Annotated in this window: 26 protein-coding genes; all 26 read left to right on the top strand. The window is 41.4% G+C overall.

The features are described from left to right. The 26 genes from rpsC to DDV96_RS13500 all read left to right on the top strand — a co-directional run bounded on the left by rpsC (window position 1) and on the right by DDV96_RS13500 (window position 15,887). Entirely contained in the window at window positions 1–714 is a 714-nt protein-coding gene (gene rpsC, locus DDV96_RS13375; protein WP_116695283.1) for a 30S ribosomal protein S3, read from the top strand. 18 nt (window positions 715–732) lie between these two features. Next, on the top strand, window positions 733–1,152 hold the full coding sequence (gene rplP / locus DDV96_RS13380) for a 50S ribosomal protein L16 (protein ID WP_116695284.1): 420 nt from the start codon (window positions 733–735) through the stop codon (window positions 1,150–1,152). Window positions 1,153–1,169: 17 nt separating this feature from the next. Beyond that, complete coding sequence (rpmC, locus tag DDV96_RS13385) at window positions 1,170–1,361, top strand: 50S ribosomal protein L29 (protein ID WP_116695285.1); 192 nt, start codon at window positions 1,170–1,172, stop codon at window positions 1,359–1,361. Window positions 1,362–1,378: 17 nt separating this feature from the next. Continuing rightward, the gene (gene rpsQ / locus DDV96_RS13390; RefSeq protein WP_116695286.1) at window positions 1,379–1,639 is read left to right on the top strand and encodes a 30S ribosomal protein S17; all 261 of its coding nucleotides are present in this window, start codon (window positions 1,379–1,381) and stop codon (window positions 1,637–1,639) included. A gap of 2 nt (window positions 1,640–1,641) precedes the next feature. Then, a complete protein-coding gene (rplN, locus tag DDV96_RS13395; protein ID WP_116695287.1) occupies window positions 1,642–2,010 on the top strand; it encodes a 50S ribosomal protein L14 in 369 nt (122 codons plus the stop codon). 11 nt (window positions 2,011–2,021) lie between these two features. Further along, window positions 2,022–2,336 carry a 50S ribosomal protein L24 gene (gene rplX / locus DDV96_RS13400; RefSeq protein ID WP_116695288.1) on the top strand — a complete coding sequence of 105 codons (315 nt, stop codon included), beginning with the start codon at window positions 2,022–2,024 and terminating at the stop codon, window positions 2,334–2,336. Window positions 2,337–2,338: 2 nt separating this feature from the next. Then, window positions 2,339–2,890 carry a 50S ribosomal protein L5 gene (gene rplE / locus DDV96_RS13405; RefSeq protein WP_116695289.1) on the top strand — a complete coding sequence of 184 codons (552 nt, stop codon included), beginning with the start codon at window positions 2,339–2,341 and terminating at the stop codon, window positions 2,888–2,890. A gap of 3 nt (window positions 2,891–2,893) precedes the next feature. Continuing rightward, window positions 2,894–3,163, top strand: a complete 270-nt coding sequence (rpsN, locus tag DDV96_RS13410) for a 30S ribosomal protein S14 (protein ID WP_116695290.1) — start codon at window positions 2,894–2,896, stop codon at window positions 3,161–3,163. A gap of 60 nt (window positions 3,164–3,223) precedes the next feature. Beyond that, window positions 3,224–3,625 (top strand): 30S ribosomal protein S8, encoded by a 402-nt coding sequence (rpsH, locus tag DDV96_RS13415; RefSeq protein ID WP_116695291.1) that lies wholly within the window; start codon window positions 3,224–3,226, stop codon window positions 3,623–3,625. Window positions 3,626–3,641: 16 nt separating this feature from the next. Next, window positions 3,642–4,184, top strand: coding sequence for a 50S ribosomal protein L6 (rplF, locus tag DDV96_RS13420; protein ID WP_116695292.1), 543 nt, complete (start codon window positions 3,642–3,644; stop codon window positions 4,182–4,184). An 11-nt stretch (window positions 4,185–4,195) separates the two neighbouring features. Beyond that, window positions 4,196–4,552 carry a 50S ribosomal protein L18 gene (gene rplR / locus DDV96_RS13425; protein WP_116695293.1) on the top strand — a complete coding sequence of 119 codons (357 nt, stop codon included), beginning with the start codon at window positions 4,196–4,198 and terminating at the stop codon, window positions 4,550–4,552. Between the two features lie 5 nt (window positions 4,553–4,557). Beyond that, entirely contained in the window at window positions 4,558–5,082 is a 525-nt protein-coding gene (gene rpsE / locus DDV96_RS13430; RefSeq protein WP_116695294.1) for a 30S ribosomal protein S5, read from the top strand. Between the two features lie 12 nt (window positions 5,083–5,094). After that, complete coding sequence (gene rpmD, locus DDV96_RS13435; protein ID WP_116695295.1) at window positions 5,095–5,274, top strand: 50S ribosomal protein L30; 180 nt, start codon at window positions 5,095–5,097, stop codon at window positions 5,272–5,274. A 10-nt stretch (window positions 5,275–5,284) separates the two neighbouring features. Next, complete coding sequence (gene rplO / locus DDV96_RS13440) at window positions 5,285–5,737, top strand: 50S ribosomal protein L15 (protein WP_116695296.1); 453 nt, start codon at window positions 5,285–5,287, stop codon at window positions 5,735–5,737. A 13-nt stretch (window positions 5,738–5,750) separates the two neighbouring features. After that, on the top strand, window positions 5,751–7,100 hold the full coding sequence (gene secY / locus DDV96_RS13445) for a preprotein translocase subunit SecY (protein ID WP_116695297.1): 1,350 nt from the start codon (window positions 5,751–5,753) through the stop codon (window positions 7,098–7,100). 95 nt (window positions 7,101–7,195) lie between these two features. Then, the gene (gene infA / locus DDV96_RS13450) at window positions 7,196–7,411 is read left to right on the top strand and encodes a translation initiation factor IF-1 (RefSeq protein WP_116695298.1); all 216 of its coding nucleotides are present in this window, start codon (window positions 7,196–7,198) and stop codon (window positions 7,409–7,411) included. Between the two features lie 43 nt (window positions 7,412–7,454). Next, on the top strand, window positions 7,455–7,571 hold the full coding sequence (gene ykgO, locus DDV96_RS13455) for a type B 50S ribosomal protein L36 (protein ID WP_013305171.1): 117 nt from the start codon (window positions 7,455–7,457) through the stop codon (window positions 7,569–7,571). A 3-nt stretch (window positions 7,572–7,574) separates the two neighbouring features. Further along, window positions 7,575–7,949, top strand: coding sequence for a 30S ribosomal protein S13 (rpsM, locus tag DDV96_RS13460; RefSeq protein ID WP_116695299.1), 375 nt, complete (start codon window positions 7,575–7,577; stop codon window positions 7,947–7,949). An 11-nt stretch (window positions 7,950–7,960) separates the two neighbouring features. Further along, a complete protein-coding gene (gene rpsK / locus DDV96_RS13465; RefSeq protein ID WP_116695300.1) occupies window positions 7,961–8,365 on the top strand; it encodes a 30S ribosomal protein S11 in 405 nt (134 codons plus the stop codon). A gap of 155 nt (window positions 8,366–8,520) precedes the next feature. Then, a complete protein-coding gene (gene rpsD / locus DDV96_RS13470; protein ID WP_116695301.1) occupies window positions 8,521–9,126 on the top strand; it encodes a 30S ribosomal protein S4 in 606 nt (201 codons plus the stop codon). A gap of 20 nt (window positions 9,127–9,146) precedes the next feature. Continuing rightward, window positions 9,147–10,139: a DNA-directed RNA polymerase subunit alpha gene (locus DDV96_RS13475; protein WP_116695302.1), complete on the top strand. Its 993-nt coding sequence runs from the start codon at window positions 9,147–9,149 to the stop codon at window positions 10,137–10,139. A 144-nt stretch (window positions 10,140–10,283) separates the two neighbouring features. Then, entirely contained in the window at window positions 10,284–10,763 is a 480-nt protein-coding gene (rplQ, locus tag DDV96_RS13480; RefSeq protein ID WP_116695303.1) for a 50S ribosomal protein L17, read from the top strand. Window positions 10,764–10,898: 135 nt separating this feature from the next. Next, window positions 10,899–12,011 (top strand): glutamine-hydrolyzing carbamoyl-phosphate synthase small subunit, encoded by a 1,113-nt coding sequence (gene carA / locus DDV96_RS13485; RefSeq protein ID WP_116695304.1) that lies wholly within the window; start codon window positions 10,899–10,901, stop codon window positions 12,009–12,011. 135 nt (window positions 12,012–12,146) lie between these two features. Next, window positions 12,147–13,433 (top strand): phosphopyruvate hydratase, encoded by a 1,287-nt coding sequence (gene eno / locus DDV96_RS13490; RefSeq protein ID WP_116695305.1) that lies wholly within the window; start codon window positions 12,147–12,149, stop codon window positions 13,431–13,433. A 189-nt stretch (window positions 13,434–13,622) separates the two neighbouring features. Next, window positions 13,623–14,909: a citrate synthase gene (locus DDV96_RS13495; protein WP_116695337.1), complete on the top strand. Its 1,287-nt coding sequence runs from the start codon at window positions 13,623–13,625 to the stop codon at window positions 14,907–14,909. 63 nt (window positions 14,910–14,972) lie between these two features. Continuing rightward, entirely contained in the window at window positions 14,973–15,887 is a 915-nt protein-coding gene (locus DDV96_RS13500) for a dimethylarginine dimethylaminohydrolase family protein (protein WP_116695338.1), read from the top strand. Window positions 15,888–15,898: the final 11 nt, after the last annotated feature.

Below are 15,898 nucleotides of genomic sequence, written 5' to 3' on the forward strand. Positions count from 1 at the left end.
ATGGGACAGAAAACAAATCCAATCGGTAACCGCTTAGGTATCATTAGAGGATGGGAATCCAACTGGTACGGAGGCAACGACTACGGCGACAAATTGGCCGAAGACGATAAGATAAGGAAGTACATTCACGCTCGTTTAAGCAAAGCCAGTGTGTCAAGGGTAATCATTGAGCGTACCCTTAAGCTTGTAACCGTTACCATTACCACCGCACGTCCCGGTATCATTATCGGTAAAGGCGGCCAGGAAGTGGACAAGCTAAAAGAAGAACTCAAGAAAATTACCGGAAAAGAGGTACAGATCAACATCCATGAGATCAAAAGACCTGAATTAGACGCTCATTTAGTAGGCGCCAGCATTGCACGGCAAATAGAAAACAGGATTTCCTATCGCCGGGCAATAAAAATGGCAATTGCGGCTGCAATGCGAATGAACGCAGAAGGTATTAAAATTGAAATCTCTGGACGATTAAATGGAGCCGAAATGGCCCGTAACGAATCGTACAAAGAAGGTCGTATCCCGCTTTCAACATTTAGGGCCGATATTGACTATGCTTTGGTCGAAGCTCAAACCACTTATGGTAAACTGGGCGTCAAAGTATGGATCATGAAAGGCGAAGTGTATGGAAAAAGAGATCTTTCCCCATTAGTTGGACTATCCAAAAAAGGCGGAAAGGGATCCGGGCGAGGTGGAAACAAATCACGTCGCAGAAAGTAATTTTTTAAAAAGAAGAACATGTTACAACCTAAGAGAACAAAATACCGCAAACAACAAAAAGGCCGCATGAAAGGCAACGCCGGTCGTGGACACCGGTTGGCCAACGGTACTTTTGGTATTAAGTCTTTAGATTCAAAATTTGTGACAGCGCGCCAAATAGAAGCTGCACGTATTGCCGCTACCCGCTTTATGAAAAGGGAGGGTTCCATCTGGATTATGATATTTCCAGATAAGCCCATTACCAAAAAGCCTCTTGAGGTTCGTATGGGTAAAGGTAAAGGTGCTGTAGAATATTACGCAGCTGTGGTAAAACCAGGTCGAATTATGTTTGAAGTTTCCGGTGTGCCTATGGCAACCGCTAAAGAAGCTTTGCGTCTGGCAGCACAAAAGCTTCCGGTACGAACAAAATTCGTAGTCTCTAGAGATTACCAAGAATAATTTTTGAACTTGTCACTATGAAACAATCAGAAATAAAACAAGCATCAACAGCAGAGTTACAAGAACAACTTGCTGAATCGACTAAGGCATATACAGACCTTAAAATGGCACACGCCATTTCACCGTTGGAAAATCCAATTCAATTAAGAACGCAGCGCAGAAGCATTGCGAGAATTGCGACCGAACTAACTAAAAGAGAAGTGCAATAACAGTACGAAGCTGAAAGATGGAAATAAAAAGAAATTTAAGAAAAGAACGTATCGGGGTAGTAACCAGTAACAAAATGGAGAAATCCATAGTTGTTTCTGAAACCAAGAAAATGAAACACCCTATGTACGGTAAATTCGTGCTGAAAACGAAGAAATACGTAGCGCACGACGAGAAAAACGACTGCAACGAAGGCGACACCGTAAAGATCATGGAAACACGACCTTTAAGTAAAACCAAATGTTGGAGATTAGTAGAAATAATTGAAAGAGCGAAGTAATCATGATACAGCAAGAATCAAGACTTAGAGTAGCAGACAACACCGGTGCAAAGGAAGTCCTTACCATCCGGGTGTTGGGCGGTACAAAAAAGAGATATGCTTCCATTGGGGACAAAATTGTGGTTTCGGTAAAAGAAGCCAGCCCTAACGGGAACATTAAAAAAGGTGCCGTATCTACAGCAGTAGTGGTACGTACCGTGAAAGAAGTTAGACGGCCAGATGGATCGTACATCCGTTTCGACGATAACGCTTGTGTACTTTTAGGCCCCCAAGGGGAAATGAGAGGAACCCGTGTTTTCGGTCCCGTTGCCCGTGAGCTTCGCGACAAACAATTTATGAAAATAGTATCATTGGCACCAGAAGTGCTTTAATAGATAATAAAATGGCAAAGCTTAAAATAAAATCAGGCGATACCGTAGTAGTTACTACCGGAGTGCACAAAGGTGCCGAAGGAAAGGTGCTAAAAGTAATGCTTGACAAAAACAAAGCAATAGTAGAAGGAGTGAACACGGCAAAAAAACATGAGAAGCCCAGTGCGGCCAACCCTCAAGGTGGAATTACTGAAAAAGAAGCTCCTATCCATATCTCAAACCTAGCGTTGATCGACCCTAAAAGCGGGAAACCAACGCGTGTAGGCTATAGAATGGAAGATGGAAAAAAAGTACGATTTGCTAAAAAATCGAATCAAGCAATATAGTTATGGCATATACACCAAGACTTAAAGAAGAATACAAGGGCAAAGTAATTGGCGCCCTAACTGAAGAATTTGGCTACACAAATGTAATGCAAGTTCCAAAACTCAAGTACATTGTTGTGTCCAGAGGTATTGGAGCTGCCGTAGCCGATAAAAAACTGATCGAGTATTCCGTAGAAGAATTATCGAAAATCACTGGGCAAAAAGCCGTGGCGACCATTTCAAAGAAAGACGTTGCCAGCTTTAAACTTAGAAAAGGAATGCCCGTTGGAGCAAAAGTGACCCTTCGTGGCGAACGCATGTACGAGTTTCTAGACAGGCTCATTACAAGTGCACTTCCCAACGTACGTGATTTTAACGGAATCAACGCAACTGGTTTTGACGGAAGAGGGAACTATTCCTTAGGAATAACCGAACAGATTATCTTCCCAGAAATCAATATCGATAAAATCAAGAAGATCGAAGGAATGAACATCACCTTTGTAACTTCCGCTGAAACCGATAAAGAAGCGAAATCATTGTTAACAGAATTGGGATTACCCTTTAAAAAGAACTAAGAGATGGCTAAAGAATCAATGAAAGCCCGTGAGGTAAAGAGACAAAAAATGGTAAAAAAGTATGCCGAAAAACGCAAGGCCCTTAAAGAAGCCGGCGACTGGGAAGCATTGCAAAAATTGCCAAAAAACTCTTCGCCAGTACGTTTGCACAACCGTTGTAAATTAACCGGAAGGCCAAAAGGGTATATGAGACAATTTGGAATTTCACGCGTTATGTTCCGTGAAATGGCAAACAAAGGCCTCATCCCTGGCGTTAGAAAAGCAAGTTGGTAACAAATACAAACAGTTGGTAGGTTTGGCACCGCCAAAAACCACTAACGTAAACAATTAAAAATGAACATAGATCCAATATCAGATTATCTAACGAGAGTTAGAAACGCCGTAAAGGCAGGACACCGCGTTGTAGAGATACCCGCATCGAACCTTAAAAAGGAGATAACCAAAATCCTTTTTGACCAAGGGTATATCTTAAGCTATAAATTTGAAGACGATAACGGACCGCAAGGTACTATCAAGATCGCTTTAAAGTATGACAAGCTTACAAAAGATCCGGTAATTAAAAAGATTCAAAGAATTAGTAAACCAGGTTTACGTAAATATGCAAGTTCTTCAAACATACCACGTATCTTAAATGGACTGGGCATTGCCATTGTATCTACTTCTCACGGAGTGATGACAGGCAAGCAAGCTCAAGAAAAGAACGTAGGTGGCGAAGTATTGTGTTACGTTTACTAAAAAAAGACTAAGAAAAATGTCAAGAATAGGTAAAAGCCCGGTAGCCATCCCAGATGGTGTAACAGTAGAAATAAAAGACAACGTAGTTACCGTTAAAGGTAAATTAGGTGAGTTATCTCAAGAATTTTCTGAAATAACCGTTAAAAACGAAGACGGTACTATTGTTCTGGAACGTCCTACTGAAGGAAAAGACCACAAATCAAAGCACGGTTTGTATCGCGCCCTGATCAATAACATGATCGAAGGGGTAACAAACGGTTGGACAAAAGAATTAGAACTTGTTGGGGTAGGATACCGTGCCAGCAACCAAGGGCAAAAATTGGATTTGGCCGTTGGTTTTTCGCACAACATCGTTATGGATATCGCTCCAGAAGTGAAAGTGGAAACCATTAGCGAAAAAGGTAAAAACCCAAAAGTAAAATTAACATCACACGACAAACAGTTGGTTGGTCAGGTAGCAGCGAAAATACGCGGTTTCCGTAAACCAGAGCCTTACAAAGGAAAAGGTATTAAGTTTGTAGGTGAACAATTAAGAAGAAAAGCAGGTAAATCTGCATAAGATATAACGTTATGGCATTATCAAAAACCGATAGAAGGGAACGAATCCGTTTCAGAATCAGAAAGACTGTTTCCGGAACCGCAGAACGACCACGTTTGGCAGTTTTCCGAAGCAACAAAGAGATCTATGCGCAACTTATTGACGATGTAAATGGAGTTACCATTACCGCTGCATCTTCAAGGGACAAAGACATCGATGCTTCAAAAGTAAACAAAAGTGAAGCTGCAAAATTAGTAGGAAAGGCAATCGCCGAAAAAGCTCAAAAGGCAGGTGTAGAAACCGTAGCATTTGATCGTGGCGGATACCTGTACCACGGAAGAGTAAAATCATTAGCTGAAGGCGCTCGCGAAGGCGGTCTTAAATTTTAAGAAATATGTATCAAGATTATAAAAACGTAGAAACAGTAAAACCCGGAGGTCTTGACCTTAAAGACCGTTTAGTAGGTGTACAACGTGTAACTAAAGTAACTAAAGGTGGTAGGGCATTTGGATTTTCTGCTATTGTAGTAGTGGGCGACGAAAATGGCGTAGTAGGCCAAGGCCTTGGTAAATCTAAGGATGTTGCCAGTGCCATAGCCAAAGGTATTGAAGATGCCAAGAAGAACCTGGTACGTATTCCCTTAAATAAAGCAACACTTCCGCACGAGCAGAAAGGCAAGTATGCTGGGGCCCGTGTAAACTTAATTCCAGCGGCGCCTGGTACCGGTCTTATCGCCGGTGGTGCGGTACGTGCCGTACTGGAAGCAGTTGGAGTGCATGACGTACTGTCAAAATCACAAGGATCCTCAAACCCACATAACGTGGTAAAAGCAACTTTCGATGCGCTGTTGCAATTGCGAAGCGCTGAAACCGTGGCTAAACAGCGTGGTATTACTTTGGAAAAATTATATAAAGGATAAATACTGAAGAACATGGCAAAAATAAAAGTAACAAAGGTGCGCAGCGAGATCAACCGCACGCAAAGCCAAAAGAGAACGCTTGAAGCTTTGGGCCTACGTAAAATGGGACAAACTGTTGAGCATGAAGACACGCCAAACATTCTTGGTATGGTAAATAAAGTGAAACATTTGGTTTCGGTAGAAACTGTTTAACATAAACAAAATGGATTTAAGTAACTTAAAACCTGCAAAAGGTTCAACTCATAAAGATGGGAAACGCGTTGGTCGCGGACAGGCTTCCGGAAAAGGCGGTACTGCAACACGTGGCCACAAAGGAGCAAAGTCCCGTTCTGGATATTCCAAGAAAATTGGTTTTGAAGGAGGACAGATGCCCATTCAGCGCCGTGTGCCCAAATTTGGGTTTACAAACATCAACCGCAAAGAATATCAAGGTATAAACGTTGATACACTTCAGCAATTGGTTGACGATAAGAAAATAAAAGATACTGTGGACTTTGAAACCTTGGTTGGTTTGGGTCTTGCTGGCAAAAACGACATGGTAAAGATTTTAGGGAGAGGCGAGTTAAAAGCAACGTTAAAAGTATCTGCTCATAAGTTTACTGCCTCGGCAAAAGAAGCTATTGAAGCTGCTGGTGGTGAAGTAGTAACCCTATAATTATACGATAAGGATGAAATTTATTGATACCCTAAAAAATATTTGGAAAATAGAAGAGCTTCGCAACCGCATTATGGTTACTTTAGGTCTTCTTTTAGTGTACCGTTTTGGGGCACAAGTAGTACTGCCGGGAATAGACGCATCGCAATTGGCTGGCTTTGCCGGTAAATTCGATTCGGGACTTGGTGGTTTGTTAAACGCATTTACAGGAGGGGCTTTTGCCAATGCTTCTGTTTTTGCACTGGGTATTATGCCGTATATCTCTGCGTCCATTGTGGTACAATTAATGCAGATTGCAGTTCCTTATCTCCAGAAATTACAGAAAGAAGGCGAGAGCGGAAGGAAAAAGATTACCCAGATTACCCGGTGGTTAACCATAGGTATTTGTTTGGTACAAGCACCAAGTTACTTGGCTGGCCTTCCAGCCTTAGGCGTGCCTACTGAAGCATTTATATTGGGACAAACCCCAATGTTCTATATTTCTTCGGTAATCATTTTAGTAACTGGTACCATTTTTGCAATGTGGTTGGGTGAAAAAATCACCGATAAAGGCGTTGGTAACGGTATTTCCATCTTGATTATGGTGGGTATCATTGCCACATTGCCACAATCTTTTGCACAGGAATTCGCTTCTCGTGTACTAGAATCCAACGGTGGTTTGATTATGATCTTAATCGAATTGGTTATCTGGTTTGTCATTATTCTTGCTTCGGTAATGTTAGTAATGGCTGTACGCAAAATACCGGTACAGTATGCAAGAAGGACTGCCAGTGGTGGATATGAAAAAAATATTTTTGGTGCCCGGCAATTTATTCCGTTAAAGTTGAATGCTTCTGGGGTAATGCCTATTATCTTTGCACAGGCAATTATGTTTGTGCCATCGGCTATCGCAAGCATCTCTATGTTTTCAGAAAGTAATGTGGCTCAATCCATACAGGCTGCTTTTAGTGATATATTTGGGTTATGGTACAACCTTGTGTTTGCAGCGTTGATCATTATCTTTACATATTTCTATACAGCCATTACGGTGCCAACAAACAAAATGGCAGACGATCTTAAACGAAGCGGAGGCTTTATTCCTGGTATCAAGCCGGGAAGTGAAACAGGTGAGTACTTAGATAGAATCATGTCGCAAATAACCCTGCCCGGTTCTATTTTCTTGGCATTGATTGCTGTATTCCCAGCATTTGTTGTTAAGTTAATGGGTATCCAGCAAGGATGGGCATTGTTTTACGGTGGCACATCACTATTGATTATGGTAGGTGTGGCCATTGATACGATGCAACAAATTAATTCCTATTTATTGAACCGCCATTACGACGGTTTAATGAAAACCGGAAAGAACAGAAAAGCAGTGGCATAAACAAAACACTAGTGGATAGGAGATAGAGGTTAGAACATTATTTTGTAAGAATAGTAAATACTACCGACTACCAACTAAATACTAAAAACTAAAAAATGGCAAAACAACCCCCAATAGAACAAGACGGAACAATTGTAGAAGCATTGTCCAACGCAATGTTTAGAGTGGAATTGGAAAACGGTCATATTGTAACTGCGCATATTTCGGGCAAAATGCGCATGCACTATATTAAGTTATTGCCCGGCGACAAAGTGAAATTAGAAATGAGCCCGTACGATTTAACAAAGGCTCGTATAACCTATAGGTACTAAGTGCGGTTTTATTACCGTGGTTAGACCCTAAAAAACCGAACAGATGAAAGTAAGAGCATCCGTTAAAAAAAGAAGTGCCGACTGCAAGATAGTACGCAGAAAAGGCAGATTATATGTTATTAACAAAAAGAACCCAAGGTTCAAACAAAGACAAGGATAAGTTATGGCAAGAATCGCAGGTGTAGATATCCCAAAACATAAAAGGGGTGTAATCGCGTTAACGTATATCTTTGGTGTTGGTAAAAGCCGCGCCCAAGAAATACTGGAGAAAGCCGGAGTTAGCGAAGACAAAAAAGTGAACGAATGGAACGATGATGAAATCGGGAAAATTCGTGAAGCTGTTGGATCTTTCACAATCGAAGGTGAATTACGTAGTGAAGTTCAATTAAGCATCAAACGCTTAATGGATATTGGTTGTTACAGAGGCATCCGTCATAGATCGGGGCTTCCGTTACGTGGACAACGTACCAAAAACAACTCAAGAACCAGAAAAGGAAAACGTAAAACAGTTGCTAACAAGAAAAAAGCAACTAAATAATACCTAGAGATATGGCAAAGTCTAACGCAAAAAGTGGAAAGAAGGTTGTTAAAAAACGTAAAGTAAACGTAGAGTCTGTTGGTGAAGCACACATAACAGCGTCTTTTAACAACATCATTATTTCATTAACAAACAAGAACGGAGATGTGATCTCTTGGTCTTCTGCCGGTAAAATGGGCTTTAGAGGATCTAAGAAAAACACACCTTACGCCGCTCAATTGGCTTCAGAAGATGCTTCAAAAGTAGCACACGAAGCCGGTTTGCGCAAAGTAAAGGTTTACGTTAAAGGACCCGGAAACGGAAGGGAATCTGCAATACGATCGCTTCACAATTCAGGAATTGAAGTTACTGAAATTATCGACGTAACCCCAATGCCGCACAACGGGTGCCGCCCTCCAAAAAGAAGAAGAGTATAAAACGAAGTGCGAATGTCGAATGACGAATTTTTAAACCGTACTTCGATAATCGAACCTCGAAAATTAATATTGAATATCAATCTGAAGGAAAACGAAAACTAAAGGATTAAACGTAAGACCTTAATTTAGTTTTTACCTTCAACAAACACTTAGAAATGGCAAGATATACTGGTCCAAAAACTAAAATAGCCCGTAAATTTGGTGAGGCTATCTTCGGGGACGACAAGTCTTTCGAAAAAAGAAATTACCCACCGGGACAGCACGGTAACAACCGTCGTCGTGGTAAAAAATCTGAATATGCAATCCAATTGGCCGAAAAGCAAAAAGCGAAATATACCTATGGTATTTTAGAGCGCCAATTCAGGAACATGTTCAAAAAAGCAACCGCTGCACCTGGCATTACCGGTGAAGTGTTGTTGCAATTGTGCGAACGGCGTTTAGACAACGTTGTATACCGTATGGGGATCGCCCCTACCCGTAGTGCTGCGAGACAATTGGTGTCTCACCGTCACATTACTGTTAACGGCGAAAAAGTGAACATTCCTTCATACCAAGTGCAAGCAGGCGATGTAGTTGCCGTAAGGGAAAAATCGAAAACCTTGGATGTTGTTCAAGACTCTTTGGCAAACGCCAACCACGTTTATGAATGGATTACCTGGAATAACGAAACCAAGGAAGGGACATTTGTGTCCGTTCCGCAACGTATCCAGATTCCAGAGAACATCAACGAGCAGTTCATCGTCGAATTATATTCTAAATAATAAAACACACCAGTTACACTATGGCAGTATTTAGTTTTCAGAAGCCGGATAAAGTTATCATGATCGATTCAACCGATTTTGAAGGGAAATTTGAATTTCGTCCTTTGGAACCGGGCTATGGATTGACCATTGGTAACGCATTAAGGCGCGTATTACTTTCTTCATTGGAAGGATTTGCAATTACTTCGGTACGAATTGAAGGGGTTGACCACGAATTTTCAACCATAGCAGGAGTAGTAGAAGATGTAACAGAAATTATCTTGAATTTAAAACAAGTGCGTTTTAAAAGACAGATTGATGAAATAGATAACGAAACCGTAACCGTTTCGGTAAATGGAGCAGAGCAATTGACCGCTGGTGATTTCCAAAAATTCATTTCAGGGTTCCAAGTTTTGAACCCAGACATGGTTATCTGCAATATGGACAAAAAAGTGAACCTCAATTTTGAGATCACTATTGAAAAAGGAAGAGGGTACGTTCCTGCTGAAGAGAACAAAAAAGCAAATGCCCCTCTTGGTACCATTTTCACAGACTCCATCTACACACCCATTAAAAATGTGAAGTACAGTATTGAAAACTTCCGTGTAGAGCAGAAAACAGATTATGAAAAATTGGTTTTCGAAATCCAGACCGATGGTTCCATCCATCCTAAGGACGCCTTGACCGAAGCTGCTAAAACATTGATTCACCACTTTATGTTGTTCAGCGATGAGCGCATCACCCTTGAGGCCGATGAAATTGCCCAGACTGAAACCTATGACGAAGAATCATTGCACATGCGCCAGTTGCTTAAAACAAAATTAGTCGATATGGACCTTTCAGTTCGTGCACTAAACTGTTTAAAAGCTGCAGAAGTGGATACCTTGGGCGATTTGGTTTCATACAACAAAAATGATTTAATGAAGTTCAGAAACTTCGGTAAAAAATCACTTACCGAACTGGAAGAATTAGTTAGCGTGAAAGGCTTGAACTTCGGTATGGACCTTTCAAAATATAAATTAGACAAAGACTAATATAGACGTGAGAATATAGATGTGAGACATTAGATTGTCTTAGTCTCAAATCTTATACCTCAAGTCTCAAATAAATTAATAATACGTCATATTTTTGCTCCTCAAAGTGGGTCGTAGCAAGATGATGATTAACACAAAAACACAATGAGACACGGAAAAAAATTCAACCATTTAGGTAGAAAGACAGCGCACAGAAAGTCAATGTTGGCCAATATGGCCTGTTCCTTGATTGAGCATAAAAGGATCAACACTACAGTTGCCAAAGCAAAAGCTTTAAAACAATTTGTAGAACCTGTGATCACAAAATCAAAAGAAGACACGACACACAACCGCCGTTTGGTGTTTAAAAAACTGCGCCAAAAACAAGCCGTGAGTGAGCTTTTTAGGGATGTGGCCGTAAAAGTAGGCGACCGTCCAGGAGGGTACACCCGCATAATTAAGTTGGGTAACCGTCTTGGTGATGCTGCCGATATGGCAATGATCGAATTGGTAGATTATAATGAGGTTTACAACCCTAATAAGACCAAGAAGAAAAAATCAACACGTCGAAGCCGCCGTGGTGGTGGAGGTTCTAAAGCAGCAGCTCCAGCAACAAACAACAAAACAAATAAGGAAGAAGAATAAATGAATTCTTATTTATAAATAACAAAGGGATAAGCAGTAAATGTTTATCCCTTTTTTTATACTATTTTTGCACTAATTTATAGGAAAAGTAAACAGACTTTTTTCGTTTAAAACATAAAATCTGAAACCTTCGTTATGAAATACCAAAAAAGAAAAAAAGCAATCATTCTATTAGCAGATGGCACTGTTTTTCACGGAAAAGCAGTCGGTGGAAAAGAAGGTTCAGCCTTTGGGGAAGTCTGTTTCAACACTGGGATGACCGGTTATCAAGAAATTTTTACAGATCCGTCCTACTATGGCCAGTTAATGGTTACCACCAATGCACACATTGGTAATTACGGAACTACCGAAGCCGATATGGAGTCCAACGGCATCAAAATAGCTGGCTTGATTTGCCGAAACTTCAGTTACAACCATTCCCGCCCGGCAGCCGATGATTCCTTGGAAGGTTTTTTAAACAAGAACAACCTATTGGCTATTAGCGATGTAGATACCCGAGCCTTGGTAAATTACATTCGCGAACACGGAGCAATGAACGCAGTAATTTCTACAGAAGTAGATTCTATCGATAAACTAAAAAAACAATTGGCCGATATTCCAGATATGAAAGGATTGGAGTTGGCCTCGAAAGTTTCGGTAACTGAACCGTATTGCTTTGGGAAAGAAGACGCAACCTACAAAATCGCAGCCTTGGACAATGGGATTAAAACCAATATCCTTCGTAATTTGGCAACTAGGGGTTGTTATATAAAAGTATTTCCCTTCGACACGCCTTTGAACGAAATGGAAGCATTTAATCCAGACGGCTATTTTTTATCAAACGGTCCGGGCGATCCAGAACCCTTGGAGAACGCCATTAGCATTACAAAGAAAATTATTGAAAAAGGCGAACCTTTATTTGGCATTTGTGGTGGCCATCAAGTCATTGGACTGGCAAACGGGGTTTCCACCTATAAAATGCACCACGGGCACCGCGGTATCAACCATCCTGTTATCAACTTAGAGACAGGGAAAGGGGAAATCACCTCACAAAACCACGGTTTTGCCATCAATAGGGAGGAAGCCGAGGCGCATCCAGATATCGAGATAACCCACGTTCACCTTAACGACCAGACGGCAGCTGGAATTAAAATGAAAAACAAACCCGTGTTTTCGGTACAATACCATCCAGAAGCAAGCCCAGGACCGCACGATGCTTCTTATTTGTTCGATCAATTTATAGAAGTTATAAAAACTTCGATTTTGTAATAAGAAGTGTCTGTTCGAGCGCAGTCGAGAACTGTTTGAGGTCTCGGAATTTTCAAGAAGGTTTCGACTGCGCTCAACCAGACATCAGAACAACATTTAATTTTAAATAACTTAATCAACCCAATATCTGATACTATGAGTATAATAATAGACATCAACGCGAGGCAAATATTCGACTCCCGTGGCAATCCTACGGTCGAGGTTGACGTAATTACCGAAAACGGGTTTTTAGGTCGGGCAGCTGTTCCTTCGGGAGCTTCCACCGGAGAACACGAAGCGGTAGAACTACGCGATGGCGGTGACGATTATATGGGCAAGGGCGTTTTAAAAGCCGTAGAAAATGTTAACGGTAAAATAGCCGGTACCTTATTAGGCGTTTCTGTTTTTGAACAGGAAACAATCGATAAGATTATGATTGACCTGGACGGGACTTCCAATAAGTCAAAATTAGGAGCCAACGCTATTCTTGGTGTTTCCTTGGCCGTGGCAAAAGCCGCAGCCGCCGAACTGGGAATGCCCTTGTACCGTTATGTAGGTGGCGTAAGTGCCAAAACACTTCCGGTGCCAATGATGAATATCATTAATGGCGGTTCGCACAGTGATGCGCCCATAGCGTTTCAGGAGTTTATGATTATGCCTGTAAAAGCTAAAAACTTCACGCACGCTATGCAGATGGGAAGCGAGATTTTCCATAATCTTAAAAAAGTATTGCATGACCGCAACTTAAGCACTGCGGTAGGCGATGAAGGTGGTTTTGCCCCAACTTTAGATGGAACCGAAGATGCCATCGAGACTATTGCAAAAGCAACCGAAAATGCAGGATACAAATTAGGCGATGATGTGATGATCGCTTTGGATTGTGCAGCAGCAGAATTCTACAAAGACGGGAAATACGATTACACCGTGTTTGAAGGTAAAAAAGGAAAAGTGCGTTCTTCGGAAGAGCAAGCGTCTTATTTGGCTGAACTATGCAGCAAATATCCCATTATATCAATTGAAGACGGTATGGACGAAAACGACTGGGACGGATGGAAGTCGTTGACTGAAAAAGTAGGCGACAAAGTGCAATTGGTAGGTGACGATTTGTTTGTTACTAATGTAGAACGGTTGTCAAAAGGTATTTCAGAAAAAATAGCCAATTCCATATTGATTAAGGTCAACCAAATAGGAACATTAACCGAAACCATTGCCGCCGTAAATATGGCACACAATGCCGGATATACCTCGGTGATGTCCCATAGAAGTGGAGAGACCGAAGATAACACCATAGCCGATCTGGCCGTTGCATTAAACTGCGGACAGATTAAAACCGGTTCGGCTTCCCGTAGCGACCGTATGGCAAAATACAATCAATTGTTGCGCATAGAAGAGCAGTTGTGCGATGTGGCCTATTATCCACAGCGCAATGCTTTTAAAATTTAGACCAACTCACAATACGGTACACAAACCCGCCTTCAAATTTTCTGAAAGCGGGTTTTATTGATTTTAAATACCTTCAATTCGTTGAACTTTAAGTATATTTTAACCTAACAAGCGTTCGTATATGTTAAAAAAACGGTCAATATTTTGTACCTTTACATCTCTAAAATAACCAAAAAACATTCAAATTATATGTCAAAGACAGCAATCCTCGAAATTGATGGCAAAAGTTATGAGTTTCCAGTCATTACCGGAAGCGAGAACGAGCAGGCCATCGATATAAAAACGCTTAGAAGTGTAACCAATGGTATAACCACAATTGATCCAGGATATAAAAATACCGGGTCGTGTGAAAGTGCCATCACGTTTCTTAACGGTGAAAAAGGAGTGTTGCGGTATAGAGGGTACGCTATTGAAGATTTGGCTGAACAGGCCGAATTTCTGGAAGTAGCCTACCTCCTTATTTTTGGCAAGCTTCCCTCAAAAACCGAACTGGACAAGTTTCATGACGATATAAAAGAACACTCGCACGTTGATGAAGACTTAAAGAAAATACTCGATGGATTTCCAAAATCTGCCCACCCAATGGGCGTATTGTCTTCTTTGACTTCTGCTTTAGTGGCGTTCAACCCTTCTTCGGTAAACGTCGATAGCGAAGAGGATATGTACAACGCCATTGTCCGTATTTTGGCCAAATTTCCCGTATTGACTGCTTGGGCCTACAGAAAACGCGTTGGAAGACCATTGGATTACGGCGACGATTCCTTGGGGTACGTGGACAACTTTCTTAAGATGATGTTCAAAAAACCCAATGGCGAGTACAATTCTAACAAAACCGTAGTCGATGCCTTAGATAAATTATTGATCTTGCACGCTGATCACGAACAAAATTGTTCTACATCGACCGTGCGTATGGTAGGCTCGGCCCATACAGGGTTGTTCGCATCATTATCTGCGGGGATAAACGCACTATGGGGCCCACTTCACGGAGGTGCCAATCAAGCCGTGATTGAAATGCTCGAAAAAATTAAAGAAGATGGAGGCGACACCCATAAATTTATGCAGAAAGCAAAAGATAAAAATGATCCGTTCCGTTTAATGGGCTTTGGTCACCGCGTCTATAAAAATTTTGACCCACGAGCTAAAATTATCAAGAAGAGTGCCGATGAAGTCTTGGCCGATCTTGGTGTACAAGATCCTGTTTTGGATATCGCAAAAGGCCTTGAAAAAGAAGCCTTGGAAGACTCCTATTTTGTTGACAGGAAGCTTTATCCAAACGTTGATTTTTACTCGGGGATCATCTATCGCGCTTTGGGCATACCTGTCGAAATGTTCACCGCGATGTTCGCATTGGGCCGTTTGCCCGGCTGGATCGCACAATGGAGGGAAATGCGCTTACGTAAAGAGCCTATTGGCCGTCCACGACAGGTGTATATTGGCGAAACCCTTCGGGATTTTACACCATTGAAAGATAGATAAACCTGCTTTTTAAAATAAACGAAGCATCCTCCTAAAGTGGGGATGCTTTTTTATATTTGCACTATGATCAAGTTAAACATTAAAGACGAAGCATCACGCCTTAAGGCAGTAGTATTGGGCTCTGCAAACAGCAATGGCCCCACACCCACCTTGGATGAGGCATACGATCCAAAATCGAAAGAACACATACAGGCAGGCACCTATCCCAAACAAGCCGATATGGTCAAGGAAATAGAAGCCGTAGCCAAAGTATTTGAAAAATATGATGTAAAAGTTTATCGCCCCAAAGAAATTGAAGATTATAATCAAATTTTTACCCGCGACATCGCTTTTGTTATCGAAGATAAATTTATAAAAGCCAATATCCTTCCAGACCGAGACCAGGAAATTGACGCCATTAAACACGTGATCGATCAAATTCCTTCAGAAAATATTGTGAAATTTCCCGAAGATGCACACGTGGAGGGCGGGGATGTGATGCCCTGGAACGATTACATTTTTGTGGGTACCTATCGGGGTGAGGATTACGCAAACTATATTACCGCCCGCACCAATATGAAAGCGGTAACATGCTTGCAAGAGCTGTTCCCGGACAAAAAAGTAAAATCGTTCAACCTTAAAAAATCGAACACAGAAGCAAAAGACAATGCCTTGCACTTAGACTGCTGTTTTCAGCCGTTGGGAAAAGGGAAAGCCATTATCCACAAAGAAGGCTTTCTGGAAGAGGAGGAATATCAATGGCTTGTGGATTTCTTCGGAAAAGAGAACTGTTTTCACATTACCAAAGAGGAAATGTACCATATGAACAGCAATGTGTTTTCAATTTCGCCGGAAGTGGTCATTTCAGAAAAAAACTTTACACGGTTGAATACCTGGTTGCGCGAACAGGGTTTTACGGTTGAAGAAGTCCCCTATGCTGAAATCGCCAAGCAAGAAGGCCTGTTGCGCTGCAGTACCTTGCCGTTGGTGCGTAGTTAAAAATGATGTTG

The sequence above is a fragment of the Marixanthomonas spongiae genome, from assembly GCF_003095375.1.
Lineage (GTDB): Bacteria > Bacteroidota > Bacteroidia > Flavobacteriales > Flavobacteriaceae > Marixanthomonas > Marixanthomonas spongiae.